12 protein-coding genes and 1 riboswitch are annotated in these 16,063 nt (G+C 72.8%); of the genes, 3 read left to right on the top strand and 9 right to left on the bottom strand.

Annotation, left to right across the window (positions count from 1 at the left end):
* Nucleotides 1-237 precede the first annotated feature (237 nt).
* Complete coding sequence (locus tag AC07FT_RS05220) at nt 238-1,017, top strand: VOC family protein (RefSeq protein ID WP_479174101.1); 780 nt, start codon at nt 238-240, stop codon at nt 1,015-1,017.
* Nucleotides 1,018-1,046: 29 nt separating this feature from the next.
* Here the strand turns inward: AC07FT_RS05220 and AC07FT_RS05215 are convergent, their stop codons facing one another.
* The 5 genes from AC07FT_RS05215 to AC07FT_RS05195 form a co-directional block, all read right to left on the bottom strand.
* On the bottom strand, nt 1,047-1,775 hold the full coding sequence (locus AC07FT_RS05215; RefSeq protein WP_471192811.1) for a thymidine kinase: 729 nt from the start codon (nt 1,773-1,775) through the stop codon (nt 1,047-1,049).
* Nucleotides 1,776-1,818: 43 nt separating this feature from the next.
* Nucleotides 1,819-3,042: an alkaline phosphatase family protein gene (locus tag AC07FT_RS05210; RefSeq protein ID WP_479174100.1), complete on the bottom strand. Its 1,224-nt coding sequence runs from the start codon at nt 3,040-3,042 to the stop codon at nt 1,819-1,821.
* The gene (locus AC07FT_RS05205) at nt 3,042-3,638 is read right to left on the bottom strand and encodes a DUF5998 family protein (protein ID WP_479174099.1); all 597 of its coding nucleotides are present in this window, start codon (nt 3,636-3,638) and stop codon (nt 3,042-3,044) included. Before AC07FT_RS05205 ends, AC07FT_RS05210 begins: the two co-directional genes overlap by 1 nt.
* 223 nt (nt 3,639-3,861) lie before the next feature.
* The gene (locus AC07FT_RS05200; RefSeq protein WP_479174097.1) at nt 3,862-4,218 is read right to left on the bottom strand and encodes a hypothetical protein; all 357 of its coding nucleotides are present in this window, start codon (nt 4,216-4,218) and stop codon (nt 3,862-3,864) included.
* Nucleotides 4,219-4,239: 21 nt separating this feature from the next.
* Nucleotides 4,240-7,119 carry a bifunctional acetate--CoA ligase family protein/GNAT family N-acetyltransferase gene (locus AC07FT_RS05195; RefSeq protein ID WP_479174095.1) on the bottom strand — a complete coding sequence of 960 codons (2,880 nt, stop codon included), beginning with the start codon at nt 7,117-7,119 and terminating at the stop codon, nt 4,240-4,242.
* A 234-nt stretch (nt 7,120-7,353) separates the two neighbouring features.
* On the opposite strand from AC07FT_RS05195, the gene AC07FT_RS05190 reads away from it, so the two are divergent.
* Entirely contained in the window at nt 7,354-7,644 is a 291-nt protein-coding gene (locus AC07FT_RS05190; protein WP_471192801.1) for an HPr family phosphocarrier protein, read from the top strand.
* Between the two features lie 193 nt (nt 7,645-7,837).
* Here AC07FT_RS05190 and AC07FT_RS05185 read toward each other — a convergent pair whose 3' ends face one another.
* The 4 genes from AC07FT_RS05185 to AC07FT_RS05170 form a co-directional block, all read right to left on the bottom strand.
* The gene (locus tag AC07FT_RS05185) at nt 7,838-8,611 is read right to left on the bottom strand and encodes a GntR family transcriptional regulator (RefSeq protein ID WP_479174093.1); all 774 of its coding nucleotides are present in this window, start codon (nt 8,609-8,611) and stop codon (nt 7,838-7,840) included.
* Nucleotides 8,612-8,839: 228 nt separating this feature from the next.
* Nucleotides 8,840-9,628 carry a M23 family metallopeptidase gene (locus AC07FT_RS05180; protein ID WP_471192797.1) on the bottom strand — a complete coding sequence of 263 codons (789 nt, stop codon included), beginning with the start codon at nt 9,626-9,628 and terminating at the stop codon, nt 8,840-8,842.
* 14 nt (nt 9,629-9,642) lie between these two features.
* Nucleotides 9,643-9,805, bottom strand: a riboswitch (cyclic di-AMP (ydaO/yuaA leader).
* Between the two features lie 215 nt (nt 9,806-10,020).
* Entirely contained in the window at nt 10,021-11,403 is a 1,383-nt protein-coding gene (locus AC07FT_RS05175; protein WP_479174510.1) for a M16 family metallopeptidase, read from the bottom strand.
* A 20-nt stretch (nt 11,404-11,423) separates the two neighbouring features.
* Nucleotides 11,424-12,785, bottom strand: a complete 1,362-nt coding sequence (locus AC07FT_RS05170) for a M16 family metallopeptidase (protein WP_479174091.1) — start codon at nt 12,783-12,785, stop codon at nt 11,424-11,426.
* Between the two features lie 304 nt (nt 12,786-13,089).
* Here AC07FT_RS05170 and AC07FT_RS05165 point away from each other — a divergent pair, with 304 nt between their 5' ends.
* Nucleotides 13,090-15,546, top strand: coding sequence for a DNA gyrase/topoisomerase IV subunit A (locus AC07FT_RS05165; protein WP_471192793.1), 2,457 nt, complete (start codon nt 13,090-13,092; stop codon nt 15,544-15,546).
* The last annotated feature ends 517 nt before the right edge of the window (nt 15,547-16,063 follow it).

Here is a 16,063-nt window from a genome sequence, read left to right as displayed (position 1 = left end):
CGACGTACAGCTCATGGCCACAGGGCCCCACGGAAGCTGAAACGGATGCACCGTGTGATTTCGGGCATTCTCCAGTGGGAACCCGTGAATTGCGGCGCGGCCGGGGGTCGCCCCGCGGCCAGGAGTGCAAATATCTTCCGCACCCCCACGGCAGCACCTCCGCACCACCGCCCCGCACCGCCGACCGGCGCCCGGGGCCGTACGGCCACGACACATGGTCCGAGGAGAGATTGACGTATGACCGAGGCTGCGACTCGGCGCACACCGGGCACGCCCTGCTGGACGAGTCTGATGGTGCACGACCTTGCCGCGACACAGGACTTCTACCACGCCGTGTTCGGCTGGGAGTTCACACCGGGCCCACAGCAGCTGGGCGCGTACGTCCGCGCGCTGCGGGACGGCCGGCCGGTCGCCGGACTGGGCGAACTGCCTCCGGACCGTCATCTTCCGGTGGCCTGGATGACCTATCTGGCCTCGGACGACGCCGATGAGACCGCCGAGATGATCCGGGCCTGCGGCGGCACCGTGGCGGTGGGCCCGCTCGACGCCGACGAGGCCGGGCGGATGCTGCTGGCGGCCGATCCGGAGGGCGCGGTGTTCGGGGTGTGGCAGGAGGTGCACCAGCCGGAGACCCCGGCGACGGTAACGCCGGGCACCCCCGTCTGGCATGAGCTGATGACCCGTTCGGCCACCGGAGTCGCCAAGTTCTACCAGATGGTCTTCGGATACCGGCCGGAGCCCGCCGACCCGGCCGACTCCGGCTGCCGCACCCTGTTCCTGGACGACCGGCCGGTGTGCGCGATCCAGAGCGCGGGCGGCACGCTGCCGCGTGACCGGGGGCCGTACTGGACCACGCACTTCGCGGTGGCGGACGTGGACGAGGCGGTGGGCCGGGTGACCGCGTCCGGCGGCCGGGTGGTGCGTCCGCCGTCGTGGGACGACGCCGGGCGGTCGGCCACGGTGACCGACCCCGAGGGCGCCGCCTTCACCGTCGTCCTGGCCGCCGGCGGCCGCTGACGGTACGCCGACCGCCATCGCCCGGGGCCTCAGGCGGAGGTGTGCGCCGTGTCGTGCTGCCGCCGGGGCTCCGCGGATCCGGGCTCCACACCGGCGCCGCGCGGTCCGGAGGGCGCGTCGACCGGCAGTACGTCCGGTGACAGGGTCGCGGCGTGGGCGGTGGCGGCCGTCATCCGGCGCCGGTGATGACGGCGGCACAGCACCTCGTAACCGATCGCGCCCTCGGGCTGGTTGACGTCGCCCACGACGACCTGCGCGCCCTCGACGACCATCCGTCCGCCGACGGTACGGGCGTTGTGCGTGGCCCGCGCCCCGCACCAGCACAACGCCTCGACCTGCAGCACCTGCACCCGGTCGGCGAGTTCCACCAGCCGCTGCGAACCGGGGAAGAGCTTGCTGCGGAAGTCGGTGGTGATGCCGAAGGCGAAGACGTCCACGCCCAGGTCGTCGACGATCCGGGCGAGTTGGTCGATCTGCGCCGGGGCGAGGAACTGCGCCTCGTCCACGATGACGTAGTCGGCGCGGCCCCCGGCCGTCAGCACCCCCACCACATGTGCGTAGAAGTCCAGGTCCGCGGCGGCCTCGACCGCCTCGGTGACCAGGCCGAGCCGCGAGGAGAGCTTGCCCTCGCCCGCGCGGTCGTCCCGGGTGTAGATCATCCCTTGCAGTCCGCGCGCCGAGCGGTTGTGCTCGATCTGCAGAGCGAGGGTGCTCTTTCCGCAGTCCATGGTTCCGGAGAAGAACACCAGCTCGGGCATGAGGGTGGCAGAGCCTTTCGTACGGCGGATGACGGAACGCGCTTCAGGAGCGTACTTCGAGGAGCGGGACCAACTGCTCCACGGGGGTCATCGAACCGTGCAGCCCCACCATCGCGGACTCCTTCGGCTCGGTCTCCGAGGCGACGATCGCGACGTCGGCGGCGGCAGCCGCCACCACATCGCCGATCCGCCGGTGGACCCGCTCGTCCACCCCGTCCCCGGGGCGTCCGAACCAGCCCGCCTCGATGGCCTCGTCGCGCCCGGCCACCCACATCCGGTCGCCCAGCACCTCGCGCCAGACGGCCAGCACGTCACCGGCGGCACCGGGCACCGCGTACACATGCCGGGCGCGGCCCTCGCCGCCCAGGAGCGCGACACCGGCGCGCAGCTCCCAGTCCTCGTCGAAGTCGATCCGGGACTCCGGATCGAAGGGGATGTCGATCATGCCGTGGTCGGCGGTGACGTAGAGGGCGGCGCGCGGCGGGAGTTGTTCGGCCAGCCGCTGGGCGAGCCGGTCCACGTAGCGCAGCTGGTCACGCCACTCCGGGGAGTCCACTCCGAAGCGATGCCCCTTGCCGTCCACTTCGCTGTAGTACGTGTAGACGAGAGAGCGGTCCCCGGCGGCCAGCTGCTCGGCCGCGAAGTCCATCCGCTCCTCGCCGGAGAGCCGGCCGTGGAAGGTGCCGCCGCTCAGCGCGACCTTGGTGAGCGGGGTCTCCGCGAAGGTCGGCGCGGAGACCTGGCAGGTGTGCACACCCGCGGCGTCCGCGCGCTGGAAGACCGTGGGGTACGGCTGCCAGATGTGCGGATCCGTCCAGGGCTGCCAGCGCAGCTGGTTCATCAGATGGCCGGTGGCGGGGTCCGCCACCGTGTAGCCGGGCAGCCCGTGCGCGCCCGGCGGCAGCCCGGTGCCGACCGAGGCCAGCGAGGTCGCGGTGGTGGACGGGAAGCCCGCGGTCAGCGGTGCCCCGGTGCCGTTCAGCGAGCTGGACAGCAGCGTGGTCAGGAACGGCGCCTCGGCGGGGTGGGCGCGCAGCAGCTCCCAGCCCAGGCCGTCGATCAGGAAGACGCAGACCCGGTCGGCGGGGGCGAGGGCGAGCCCGGAGGTGATGCCCGGGACCTCCTGCCCCGCGGTGACGGCGGGCAGCAGATCGGCCAGCGACGCGGAGCCGTACCGGGGCAGCGGCGCGGCACGCGGGTCCAGCGCTTCGGGCTCGGGCCAGGCGGAGCCGGCCGGGATGACGGGGCCGGTGGCGGAACCGGACATCAGCGGCTGGAGTCCGGCGTGGCCGCGGTGGCCTCCGAGAGCGCCTGGGCGAAGGCGAGGGTCTGGCGGACGCTGTCGGGGCCGTCACCCGCCTCGCTGACCCGCAGGCTCAGGTCGTCGGCGGTGGAGGAGCCCGTGTAGCCGTGGTCCGCCTCGCAGTTGGGGTCGCCGCATGCGGCGGGCTCCAGGTCCAGCCGGCTGACCGCGCCCCAGCCGATCGTCAGCACGACTTCCCGCGGCAGGGTGCCCGGGGTGTACGACTCGGGGTTGGCGACGACCCGGCTGACCACGACCGAGGAGATCCGCTGGAGCTTCACCGACTCGGTGGAGGTGGTGGCGTACGGCGACGGCGAGGTGCCGTCCGCGGCCTGCTCATCGGTGTGGCTGACGATGAAGCGGTTGCGGGTGAGGACGAGGACCGTGACATGGCGGCGGACCTCGTTGGCGTCGAAGGTCGTCTCCTGGTGGACGAGGTATGACACGATCGGTTCCCCGCCCACGGCGGCCTCCACCGCCTCGGCCACGAGTGCCGGGTAATAGCCGCTGCGCTCGATCGCCGCGCGCAGCCCCTGGGTCGTCGTACCGGTCTTCGCCATGTGCACCATCTTAGTGCCGCGTCAACCAAGGTTCGCCCCGCTCGCCGCCCTACCACGCCCATCTGCGGCGTTGCCGAACCGGCCGAGTGGGCCCCCGACGAGGCCGATCCGGCGCCTCGCGGCCGACCGCACCAGGACGCCTCGCCACCGGGCGGACCTTGGCCGACACGGCACTGGTCCGTGGGTGCGGCCGGTCCGCCCGGGCGAGAAGGCGGACGGCCGGTCACCGCGGGGTGTGCCCGTGCACGATCTCCAGCCGTCCCGCGGCGATGAGGCAGGAGACCGGCTCCGTACCGTCCGCGTCCGCCTCGAAGGCGGCCAGTACGGTCGGCCGTTCGCCGAGCCGCCGGAGGACCGTCGCCACCTCCCCGGCGGTCGGTGCCCGGAAGACCGGATCGTGGAAGGCCGCGGGGCAGCTGACGAAGACCGGATCGCCGAAGACGAGCTCCAGGCCGTGGTGGTAGGTGAGGTCGTACCCCGCGGCCAGCCGGAAGGCGCCGGAGTCCCAGCCGAGGACGTCCCAGTCCCACCAGGAGCCCTCCGGCAGCCGGAGCGCCGGGTACGGGGACGCGCTGTCCACCGTCGGAACCTCCTCCGCGGGTCAGTAGGCGGGCAGGTGGCGGGGGCCGAGGTCGGTGCGGACGGGCGGCGGAGCGAGCCGGGCGGAGGCCCCGAGCACCGACAGACCGCGCTGAGCGACCACGACCGGTTCGAGATCGACCGCGACCATCTCGGGATGGTCGTCGACCAGACGGGACACCCGGAGCAGCAGCTCCTCCAGGGCCGCGGTGTCGACGGGCTTGGAGCCGCGCCAGCCGAAGAGGAGGGGAGCGGTCCGGATGGACCGGATGAGTTCGGCGGCGTCCCGGTCGGTGGCCGGGACGAGGCGGTGGGCGGTGTCACCGAGCAGTTCGGAGGGGGCACCGGCGAGACCGAAGGAGAGCACCGCCCCGGCCGCCGGATCGATCGCGGCGCGGACCACGGTGTCGACCCCCCGCGGCGCCATCCGCTGGACGACCAGCCCCAGCTCCTCGGGCGGGCCGAGGTAGTCGGTCAACTCGGCGTAGGCGCGGCGCAGTTCCGCCTCACCGCCGAGGTCGAGCCGCACCCCGCCCAGGTCGGTGCGGTGGCGCAGATGGGGTGCGGTGGGCTTGAGGGCCACCGGGAAGCCGAGCCGCCCGGCGGCCCGGACGGCGGCGTCGGGGCCGGGCGCGGGCAGGGCGGGCAGCACACTGACCCCGTAGCGGGCCAGCAGCCGCTGGGTGTCGGCGGCGGACAGTTCGACACCGGTCACGGTGGCGGGGTCGTCCGGCGGCGGGGCGCCGGGGTGCGGACCGGCGTCGGCCGGAACGCCCGGGGCCGGGACACCGGCGGCGGGCGCGGTCCCGGCGGGAGTGCCGTCGCCCGGTGCGAGCAGGACCTCGATATCGGCCGCCGCCCCGGACTCGTCGATGTCGTCGTACTCCGGCACCCGGCCGGGGTCGGCGGACTCCTCGCGCCAGTGCGCGTACCGCACGGCCTCGGCGAGGGCCCGGACCGCCCGCTCGGCCGCGGGGTAGGCGGGGATCCGCCGGGTCCGCGGGGCGTCGTCCCCGTCGCCGACCCCGGCCAGAGCCTCCACCAGATCGGGGATCTCCAGGTGGACGACGGCCACGGGCTTGGCGCCGCCGGGCGCGGGGGCCGCGCCGGCCGCCTCGCGCACCGCGGCGGCGAGATCGGCGGCGCAGGTGTCACCGACCCAGGGGATGGCGGTGACGACGACCGCGTCGCACCCGTCGTCGGCGAGCGCCTCGGTGAGGGCCGCGCGGAAGTCGCCGGGCTCGGCGGCGGTGGTCAGGTCGCGGGGCGGCAGCGGGCACAGCCCCTCGGTGAGGCAGGCGTCGTAGGTGAGCAGCCCCAGGGACTCGGAGTTGCCGAGGATGGCGACGCGCGGTCCGGCCGGAAGCGGCTGGGAGGCCAGCAGGACGCCCACGTCGGCGAGTTCGGTCACGGTGTCGACGCGGATGACGCCCGCCTGCCGCAGCAGGGCGGAGACGGTGGCGTCGGGGATCCGGGTGGTGGGCACGGCGTGGCCGGTGGGGGCGCTGCCGCTGTGCCGGGCGCCCTTGACCACCACCACCGGCTTGACGGCGGCGGTGCGCTTGGCGAGCCGGGTGAACTTCCGCGGGTTGCCGATGGACTCCAGGTACATCAGGGCCACGTCGGTCTGCGGGTCGTCGTACCAGTACTGGAGGAGGTCGTTGCCCGAGACGTCGGCGCGGTTGCCCGCGGAGACGAAGGTCGATATCCCGGCGATCCCGGGCAGTCCGGACAGCCCCGCACCGCGCCGGTGCAGCCCGGCCAGCAGCGCGATGCCGATCGCCCCGGACTGGGTGAACAGCCCGAGCCGCCCGGGGATGGGCAGTTGCGGGGAGAGCGAGGCGTTCAGCCGCACCCCGTCGGCGGTGTTGATGACGCCGAAGGCGTTGGGGCCGATGACGCGCATGCCGTAGCCGCGCGCCTGGCGGAGCAGATCGCGCTGGCGGGCCCGGCCCTCGGCCCCGCTCTCGGCGTATCCGGCGGAGAGGACGACCAGGCCCTGCACGCCGTGCTCACCGCAGTCGGCCACCACGGAGGGCACCTGGGCGGCGGGGACGGCGACGACGGCGAGGTCCACCGGGCCGTCGATGTCACGCAACGAGCGGTGGCCGGGGACGCCCTCGGGATCGAGGGGCCCGCCGCCTTCGGGGAAGGCCCGGTTCACGGCGTGGAGCTGCCCGGTGAAGCCCCCGTAGAGGAGGTTGCGCAGCACCGTGCGGCCGACCCCGCCGGGAGCACGGCCGGTGCCGATGACGGCGACGGAGCCGGGGGCGAGCAGCCGCTGTACGGAGCGGGCCTCGGCCCGCTGCTCGCGGGCGCGCATCACGGCCAGCGAGCGGTCGGTGGGTTCGAGGTCGAACTCGAGGCGGACGACGCCGTCCTCGAAGCTGCGCTGCTGGGTGTAGCCCGCGTCCGTGAACACCTTGATCATCTTGGTGTTGGCGGGCAGCACCTCGGCGGCGAAGCGGCGGATGCCGCGTTCGCGCGCGACCGCGGCGATGTGCTCCAGGAGAGCGGAGGCGACGCCCCGGCCCTGATGGGCGTCCTGGACCAGGAAGGCGACCTCGGCCTCGTCGGCGGGCGCGCTGGCCGACCGGCCCCGGCTGTCGATGCGGTCGTAGCGCACGGTGGCGATGAACTCGCCGCCCACGATGGCCGCGAGACCCACGCGGTCGACGTAGTCGTGGTGCGTGAAGCGGTGGACATCGCGGTCGGACAGACGCGGATAGGGGGCGAAGAAGCGGTAGTACTTCGACTCGTCGGAGACATGCTCATAGAAGCTGACCAGCCGCTGCGCGTCATCGGCGGTGATGGGGCGGATCTGGGCGGTGCCACCGTCCCGGAGCACCACGTCGGCCTCCCAGTGGGTCGGGTAGGCGTGCTGGTCCGGCGGCGTCGGCATGGGGCAAGCGTACGGGCCGGGAGACCGTCGGGAGCAGGTTCGAACGGTCCCGTCCGGATTGGTGGGCGGGTCCGAATGGTGGACGCCCTTGCGTGGGGGCCGGGTGTCGGGGGAAGGTCCGTATCGGACCGGTCCGGGCATGGCCGGACCCACTCGGACATCGTTCGGGTGAACCCGGGCACCGTATGATTTTGGTCTAGACAACAGCACCCGCCACATCTGAAGGGCAACACCATGGCTGAGCGCCGCGTCACCATCGGCTGGGCCGAGGGCCTGCACGCCCGCCCTGCGTCGATCTTCGTCCGGGCGGCCACCGCCGCGGGCGTCCCCATCACGATCGCCAAGGGCGACGGCACCCCGGTCAACGCCGCTTCCATGCTGGCCGTGCTCGGCCTGGGCGCGCAGGGCGGCGAGGAGGTCGTCCTGGCCACCAACGCGGATGACGCCGAGGTCGCGGAGGTCGCCCTCGACCGTCTGGCCAAGCTGGTGGCGGAGGGCCTGGAGGAGCTTCCGGAGACCGTCTGACGCGTCCGGCGACTCCGGCGATCCGGCTCCGGCGATCCGCCGGGCCTTTTCTACGCGCACAGGGCCGCGGTGACCATTCCGGTCATCGCGGCTCTGCTGTTTCCGATTTCCCACGTCCCGGAAATAGGCGGCCGGGAAAGCCATCAGAAAAGTGGTCAGGAAACGGTGAGAAAACCTGTATATGGGGGCCGTGTTAATTCCCGCCGCTCGCCGTGTTGACGGAGTGTTTCGAAGTTCTCACCGGCGCCGGACGGCGCCGGTACGCGGAGAGCGAGCGCTCGGTGTGCGCGGCGGCCAGCGTCCGGGCACGGTCGGCGTCGCCGCGCGCGACCGCGTCCACCAGCGCGCCGTGCTCCGCCCAGGACTCCACCGCCCGCCCCGCGGGGTCCGGCCACGCGCCACCGCCGCCCGGCGCGGTCCGCCGCGACGACTGGTCCGACCAGCGCGCGGGACCGTCCGCGTAGACCCAGGCGATCTTGCGCCGGACCTGGACCAGGAGCCCGGCCAGACTCGGACTGCCCGACGCCTGGGCCAGCGTCTCATGGAACCAGTCGCCCAGCGGGGCGAGTTCACCCAGGCTGCCGCGGCGGGCCCGCTCCTGGCCGAGCCGGACCAGACCGCGCAGCACCTTCAGATGCGCCTCGGTGCGGCGCTGCGCGGCACGGGCGGCGCCCAGCGGCTCCAGCAGCCCGCGGATGTCGAGAAGATCGGCGGCCTCCCGCTCGGACGGCTGTGCGACACAAGCCCCCGCATGGCGCCGGGTGGTCACGAACCCCTCGGACTCCAGGGTGCGCAGGGCTTCCCGGACGGGCACCCGCGAGACGCCGTAGCGGCGCGCGAGCAGTTCCTCGGTGAGCCTGCTGCCGGGCGGATGGACACCGGAGACGATGTCCTCGCGAATGGCCCTGCACACCGCGTGCGCCGAAATCCGCCGACCACTCGGGATCGCGGTGGTATCCCCGTTCATTTCCGGTCCCGCACTGTCGAACCTCCGCCTTAATCCCAGCGAAACGCACCCGGCTGACGGGTGTTCGACAACCCTATTCCAAAACGAGGGAATTTCCGATGGCGAGCCTGAATTCATGGATATTTTTGGTCAGCCGGGGCGCCCCACGGCGAAGGCCCCGTCCGCTCGGCGGACGGGGCCTTCGGCCACGGGCTGGTGTGCGCGGCGCCCGGGGCGCCGTGCGGTGGGTCAGAGGTTGACGCCGTGCGAGCGCAGGTACGCCACGGGGTCGATGTCCGAACCGTAGTCGGCGCCGGTGCGCGCCTCGAAGTGCAGATGCGGGCCGGTGACGTTGCCGGTGGCGCCCGACAGGCCGATCTGCTGCCCCGGGGTGACCTGCTGGCCGACCGAGACGTTGAGCGAGGACAGGTGGCCGTACTGGGTGTACGTGCCGTCCTTCATCTTGATGACGATGTTGTTGCCGTAGGAGCCGCCCCAACCCGCCTCGACGACCTCGCCGGAACCGACGGCGTGCACCGAGGTGCCCGAGGCGGCGTGGAAGTCGATACCGGTGTGGCTGCCGGAGGACCACAGACCGCTGGACGCCTGGTAGGCGGTGGAGACGTAGGAGCCGGAGACCGGCGAGACGAAGGTGTTGAGGCGCTTGCGCTCGGCCTCGCGCGCGGCGCGCTCCTTGGCCTCCCGCTCCGCCTTGGCCTTCTTCGCGGCCGCCTCGGCCTTCCTGGCCGCCTCCTGGCGGGCGATGGTCTCGGCCCGTGCCTTGGCCGCGGCCTCCGCGGCGGCGGTCTCCTGGGACTGCGCCTGGGCCTGGATCTGGTCGGCCAGACCCTCGTCGATCACGATCGCCTGCTGCAGCCCCGTCTGCGCGGGAGCGGGAGCCTGCTCGGCGGCGAGGGCGGGACCGGCGATACCGGCGACCACACCGGAGGCGACGGTGGTGACTCCCGCGATGTTCGCGCCGGTGCGGACGGACCGTCGGGGACGGCGGTGTTTCCCGGTGGCACGGGTGAACGCCATGCTGTGGCGCACTCCTTTCCTTCCTTCTCGCCTACCGGGTTAGCTGACGGGTTCGGAGCAGGAAGGTCTCCTACGGCCCCCTCGTCCTTCAGGACAAGGCGTCCGATTCACCCCTGGGGACATTGGGTCCCCGGCTCCCCTGGCTCGCGCCGTACGGGGACTCGGCGATGGCTGCCCGTGCCGCGGGCGCGGCGTGGTGATGGCGAACAGCCGGACCGACGCTAAACGGGGCGTCTTTGGATCACCAAACAGATCCTGATTTTTGTTGCTCTCCCCACAAACCAAACACCCAACCTCCCTATAAAACGGGCATTCGGAAGGACCCTGACATCGCACACGATGCCAGGGTCCTTCCGCTGACGGCCCGTCGGACGGCCGGAGGTCGCGCCGGGTCAGCCCGAGACGACGGTCACCTCGCCGATGCCCAGCTGCCGGACCGGCTCCGCGATCTGCGAGGCGTCCCCGACCAGCACGGTGACCAGCCGGTCCGCCGGGAAGGCGCTCACCACCGCGGCGGTGGCCTCCACCGTCCCGGCCTCGGCGAGCCGGGCGTACACCTGCGCCTGGAAGTCGTCCGGAAGGTGCTGCTCGACCTGGTCGGCCAGGGTGCCCGCGACAGCGGCCGCGGTCTCGTACTTCAACGGGGCGACGCCCACCAGGTTCTGCACGGCGACATCGCGCTCGGTGTCCGTCAGCCCCTCCTCCTTCACGGTGCGCAGCACCTTCCAGAGGTCCTCCAGCGCGGGGCCGGTGACCTCGGTGGCCACCGAGCCGCTGATCGCCAGCATCGCGGCGCCCGCGGAGCCGCCGGACGGCGAGGGGGCCGTGGACCGCAGCACCTGGCAGAAGGAGCGCACACCGTAGGTGTAGCCCTTCTCCTCTCGCAGCACGCGGTCGAGCCGGGAGGTGAGGGTGCCGCCCAGGCAGTAGGTACCGAGCACCTGGGCGGGCCAGACGCGGTCGTGGCGGTCGGCCCCGATCCGGCCGATCAGGAGCTGGGTCTGGACCGCGCCGGGCCGGTCGACGATCACCACCCGGCCGGTGTCGTCGGCCACGATCGGCGGGACCGGGCGGGGCACGGCCGCGCCGCCGGTCCAGGCGCCGAGGGTGTCGGCGAGTGCCTTGTCGAGGTCGACCCCGGTGAGGTCGCCGACCACGACGGCGGTCGCGGTGGACGGACGGATATGGGCCTCGTAGAAGGCCCGCACGGCCGCCGCGTCGATGCCCTCGACCGTCTTCTCGGTGCCCTGGCGGGGCCGGGACATCCGCGACTCGGCCGGGAACAGCTCCTTGGCCAGGGCCATGGAGGCGCGGCGGGCCGGATTGGCCAGCTCGTGCGGGATCTCGTCCAGCCGGTTGCGCACCAGCCGCTCGACCTCGCCGTCGGGGAAGGCGGGGGCGCGCAGCGCGTCGGCGAGCAGCCCCAGCGCCTTGGGCAGCCGGGAGACCGGGACCTCCAGGGCGACCCGTACACCCGGGTGGTCGGCGTGGGCGTCCAGGGTGGCGCCGCAGCGCTCGAGCTCGGCGGCGAACTCCTCGGCGTCGTGCTTGTCGGTGCCCTCCGACAGGGCGCGCGCCATGATGGTGGCCACGCCGTCGAGGCCGACGGGCTCGGCGTCCAGCGGGGCGTCCAGGTTGATCTCGACGGCCACCACCTGCTGGCCGGGGCGGTGGCAGCGCAGCACCGTGAGCCCGTTGGGGAGTTCACCGCGCTCGGGCGCCGGGAAGGCCCACGGCCTGGGGGCACCTCCGCTGGGCTGCGGGTGGAAGGTCATGGTCGCGGTGACGGCGTCGCTCACTGGGCCGCCTCCCCTTCTGCGTCGGTGTCGTCGGCGTCATCGGCGGACTCGGCGCCCTCGACGGGCTCGTAGACCAGCACGGCCCGGTTGTCCGGGCGCAGCCGCGCGGCGGCCACGGCCCGCACCTCCTCGGGGGTGATGTCGAGCACCCGTTCCACGGCGGTCAGCGCCAGCTGCGGATCGCCGTGGAGCACGGCGAAGCGGCACAGCTCGTCGGCCCGGCCGCCCACGGTGGCCAGCCGGTCCAGCCACTCGCGCTCGATCTGTGCCTGGGCGCGCTCCATCTCCTGCGGGGTCGGCCCCTCCTCGGCGAAGCGGGCCAGCTCCTCGTCGACCGCGGTCTCGATGGCGGGCACCTCGACGCCAGCGGAGGTCTTCACGTCCAGCCAGCCGAGCGAGGGCGCGCCCGACAGCCGCAGCAGCCCGAATCCGGCCGCGACGGCGGTGCGGTCACGGCGCACCAGGCGGTTGTGGAGCCGGGAGGACTCACCGCCGCCGAGGACGGTCAGCGCCAGGTCGGCCGCGTCGGCCTCGCGGGAGCCGTCGTGCGGCAGCCGGTAGGCGGCCATCAGGGCGCGGGCGGGGACCTCCTCCTCCACGACCTCGCGCAGCTGCTCGCCGATCACCTCCGGCAGGCTGCCGTCACGCGGCGGCTGCTTGCCGTCGTGGGAGGGGATCGAGCCGAAGTACTTCTCGATCCAGGCGAGGGTCTGCTCGGGGTCGATGTCCCCGACGACCGACAGCACCGCGTTGTTCGGCGCGTAGTAGGTGCGGAAGAAGGCGCGCGCGTCCTCCAGGGACGCCGCGTCCAGGTCGGCCATCGAGCCGATGGGGGTGTGGTGGTACGGGTGGCCCTCGGGGTAGGCCATGGCGACCAGCTTCTCGAAGGCCGTGCCGTACGGCACGTTGTCGTAGCGCTGACGGCGCTCGTTCTTGACGACGTCCCGCTGGTTCTCCAGGCTCTCCTCGTCCAGCGCGGTCAGGAGGGACCCCATCCGGTCCGCCTCCAGCCACAGCGCCAGCTCCACCTGGTGGGTGGGCATCGTCTCGAAGTAGTTGGTGCGCTCGAAGCTGGTCGTGCCGTTGAGCGAGCCGCCGGCACCCTGCACCAGCTCGAAGTGCCCGTTGCCCGTCACCTGGGCCGAGCCCTGGAACATCAGGTGCTCGAAGAGGTGAGCCAGACCGGTGCGCCCCTTGACTTCGTGGCGCGAGCCGACGTCGTACCAGAGGCAGATCGCTGCGACCGGGGTCAGGTGGTCCTCGGAGAGCACCACCCGCAGTCCGTTGGCCAGACGGTGCTCGGTCGCTTTCAGGCCGCCGGAGCCGGCCTGTTGCGTGGCCGTGTGACCCATGGGCATGTACGTCCCTTCGATCGCGTGATGGAGGCGGTGCGAGCCGCGTGATGAGCGCTCCTGTCACTGTATGCAAGCGCATGGACATCTGGCGAAGTTCCGGTCCCGTTCGACCGCACGGGCTGCGCGCGGACCACCTCCGTGACCCCTGGCGCGGCCCCTTCCCGGCGGCGCCGGCGGCGTCCTTTGGACCGGTCCGGAGCGGGACGCGACCACGCTCACGCACGGCCCGTTCCACAGTTGTCGGCGGGGCGGGCCACAATGGACGCCGTCAGATCCCGCCCCGGCAGTTGAAGGAGCCGCACGCGCGATGGCCCGCCGCAGCACGAAGACCCCGCCGCCGGACGACTTCGAGGAGCGCATCCTCGACATCGACGTCGTCGACGAGATGCAGGGCTCCTTCCTCGAGTACGCCTACTCGGTCATCTATTCGCGTGCGCTGCCCGACGCCCGCGACGGGCTCAAGCCCGTGCACCGGCGCATCCTCTACCAGATGAACGAGATGGGGCTGCGCCCCGAGCGCGGCTTCGTGAAGTGCGCCCGCGTCGTCGGTGAGGTGATGGGCAAGCTCCACCCGCACGGTGACGCCTCGATCTATGACGCCCTGGTGCGTATGGCGCAGCCGTTCTCGATGCGGCTGCCGATGGTCGACGGCCACGGGAACTTCGGCTCGCTGGGCAATGACGACCCGCCCGCGGCGATGCGTTACACCGAGTGCCGGATGGCCTCGGCCACGTCGCTGATGACCGAGTCCATCGACGAGGACACGGTCGACTTCGCGCCGAACTACGACGGCAGTGAGCAGGAGCCGGTCACCCTGCCCGCCGCGTATCCGAACCTGCTGGTCAACGGCACGTCCGGGATCGCGGTCGGCATGGCGACGAACATGCCCCCGCACAATCTGGGCGAGGTGATCGCCGCTGCCCGCCATCTGATCAAGCACCCCGGCGCCGATCTGGACACGCTGATGCGGTTCGTGCCCGGCCCCGATCTGCCGACCGGTGGCCGGATCGTCGGACTCGGCGGCGTCCGGGACGCCTATGAGAACGGCCGCGGCACCTTCAAGATCCGCGCCACGGTGGCGGTGGAGGACGTGACGGCCCGCCGCAAGGGCCTGGTCGTCACCGAACTGCCCTTCACCGTGGGCCCCGAGAAGGTCATCTCCAAGATCAAGGACCTGGTCGGCTCCAAGAAGCTCCAGGGCATCGCGGACGTCAAGGACCTCACCGACCGCCAGCACGGTCTGCGTCTGGTGATCGAGGTGAAGAACGGCTTCAACCCCGAGGCCGTGCTGGAGCAGCTCTACAAGCTGACGCCGATGGAGGAGTCCTTCGGCATCAACAACGTGGCGCTGGTGGACGGCCAGCCGCTCACCCTGGGCCTGAAGGAGCTGCTGGAGGTCTACCTCGACCACCGCTTCGAGGTGGTGCGGCGGCGCAGCGAGTTCCGGCGCGGCAAGCGGCGCGACCGGCTGCACCTGGTCGAGGGCCTGCTGGTCGCCCTGCTCGACATCGACGAGGTCATCCGGCTGATCCGGTCCAGCGATAACGCGGCGCAGGCCAAGGAAGCCCTGATGGCGCGGTTCGAACTCTCCGACATCCAGACGCAGTACATCCTGGACACCCCGCTCCGCCGGCTGACCAAGTTCGACCGCATCGAGCTGGAGTCGGAGCGCGACCGGCTCAAGGCGGAGATCGAGGAGCTGACCCGGATCCTGGACTCCGACACCGAGCTGCGCAAGCTGGTCTCCGCCGAACTGGCCCAGGTGGCCAAGAAGTTCGGCACCCCCCGGCGGACCGTGCTCCTGGAGTCGGCGAACGCGCCGGTCACCGCGGTGCCGCTGGAGGTCGCGGACGACCCCTGCCGGGTGCTGCTGTCCTCCACCGGTCTGCTGGCCCGCACCTCCAACGGGGAGCCGTTCCCGGTCGAGGGGCAGGCGGCCAAGCGCACCAAGCACGATGTGATCGTCTCGGCGGTCCCGGCCACGGCCCGCGCCGATGTGGGCGCGGTGACCTCCACCGGGCGGCTGCTGCGGCTGTCGGTGATCGACCTCCCGATGCTCCCGGAGAAATCGGGTCCCGCCAGCCTGGCGGGCGGAGCGCCGATCGCGGAGTTCCTGACCCTGGAGGAGGGCGAGGAGCTGATCTGCCTCACCACCCTCGACGAGTCCTCGCCGGGGCTCGCCATCGGCACGGAGCAGGGCGTCGTCAAACGCGTGGTCCCCGACTATCCGGCCAACAAGGAGGAGCTGGAGGTCATCGGGCTCCGGGACGGCGACCGGATCGTGGGCGCGGTGGAGCTGCGGACCGGTGAGGAGGACCTGGTCTTCATCACCGACGACGCCCAGCTGCTGCGCTACCCGGCGAGCCAGGTGCGGCCGCAGGGCCGCCCGGCGGGCGGTATGGCCGGCGTCAAGCTGGCCTCCGGCGCGAAGGTGATCTCGTTCACGGCCGTGGATCCGGCGGCCGACGCGGTGGTGTTCACGGTGGCGGGCGCGCACGGCACGCTCGACGACTCGGTACAGCAGTCGGCCAAGCTGACCCCCCTCGACCAGTACCCGCGCAAGGGACGGGCCACGGGCGGTGTGCGCTGCCAGCGGTTCCTGAAGGGCGAGGACTGTCTCGTGTTCGCCTGGGCGGGCGCCACACCGGCCCGCGCGGCGACGGCCACCGGAGCGGCGGCGACCCTGCCGGAGCCCGACCCACGCCGCGACGGCTCGGGCACGCCCCTCGCGAAGCCGGTGACGGTGGTGGCCGGACCGGTGTGACCCGGACGAAGCTCCGAGCGGACGGGGGCGCGGCACCACGGGGTGCCGCGCCCCCGTGCGTGGCGTGGCCCCACCGTGCGGAGGCGATCCGCCGCGCCCGCCGGCGTCCCCGCCGTCGCGAGCGTGACGCCGTCCGGGGCGGACATCGCCGACGTGCGCACGAAGGGACCAGAGATGCCGGGCCACCCACGGGGAGGACCCGGCGCCCATGGAAGCCGCGCGCGGGAACCGCTCGCCCGGGCGGGCCACCGTCCGTGGGACCGCGCATCCGCGAGGACGCGCGGAGGCTGAGGCCCACCTGTGTGCAGGGACCGGGCGCGAGCGCGGAACAGGGCTTCGTGGGCCGGACGGGCAGAGCGACCCCGCGAGGTTGGGACACCGCACGCGCCGGGGCCACTCCGGGGCCACGTGCGCGCGTCGAAGCGGCGCGGCCGCGGGGGCGCTCGTCCGTGCCGCCCAGAGGGCGCCACGCAAGCGGTGACGCCGCGTGGTCATGGGCGGCCGCGCTCGCCGGGGC

This window comes from Streptomyces sp. NPDC045899 (genome assembly GCF_056431485.1).
The sequence above is the reverse complement of the archived record's forward strand: the minus strand, read 5'-3'. Positions and strand labels throughout refer to the sequence as shown.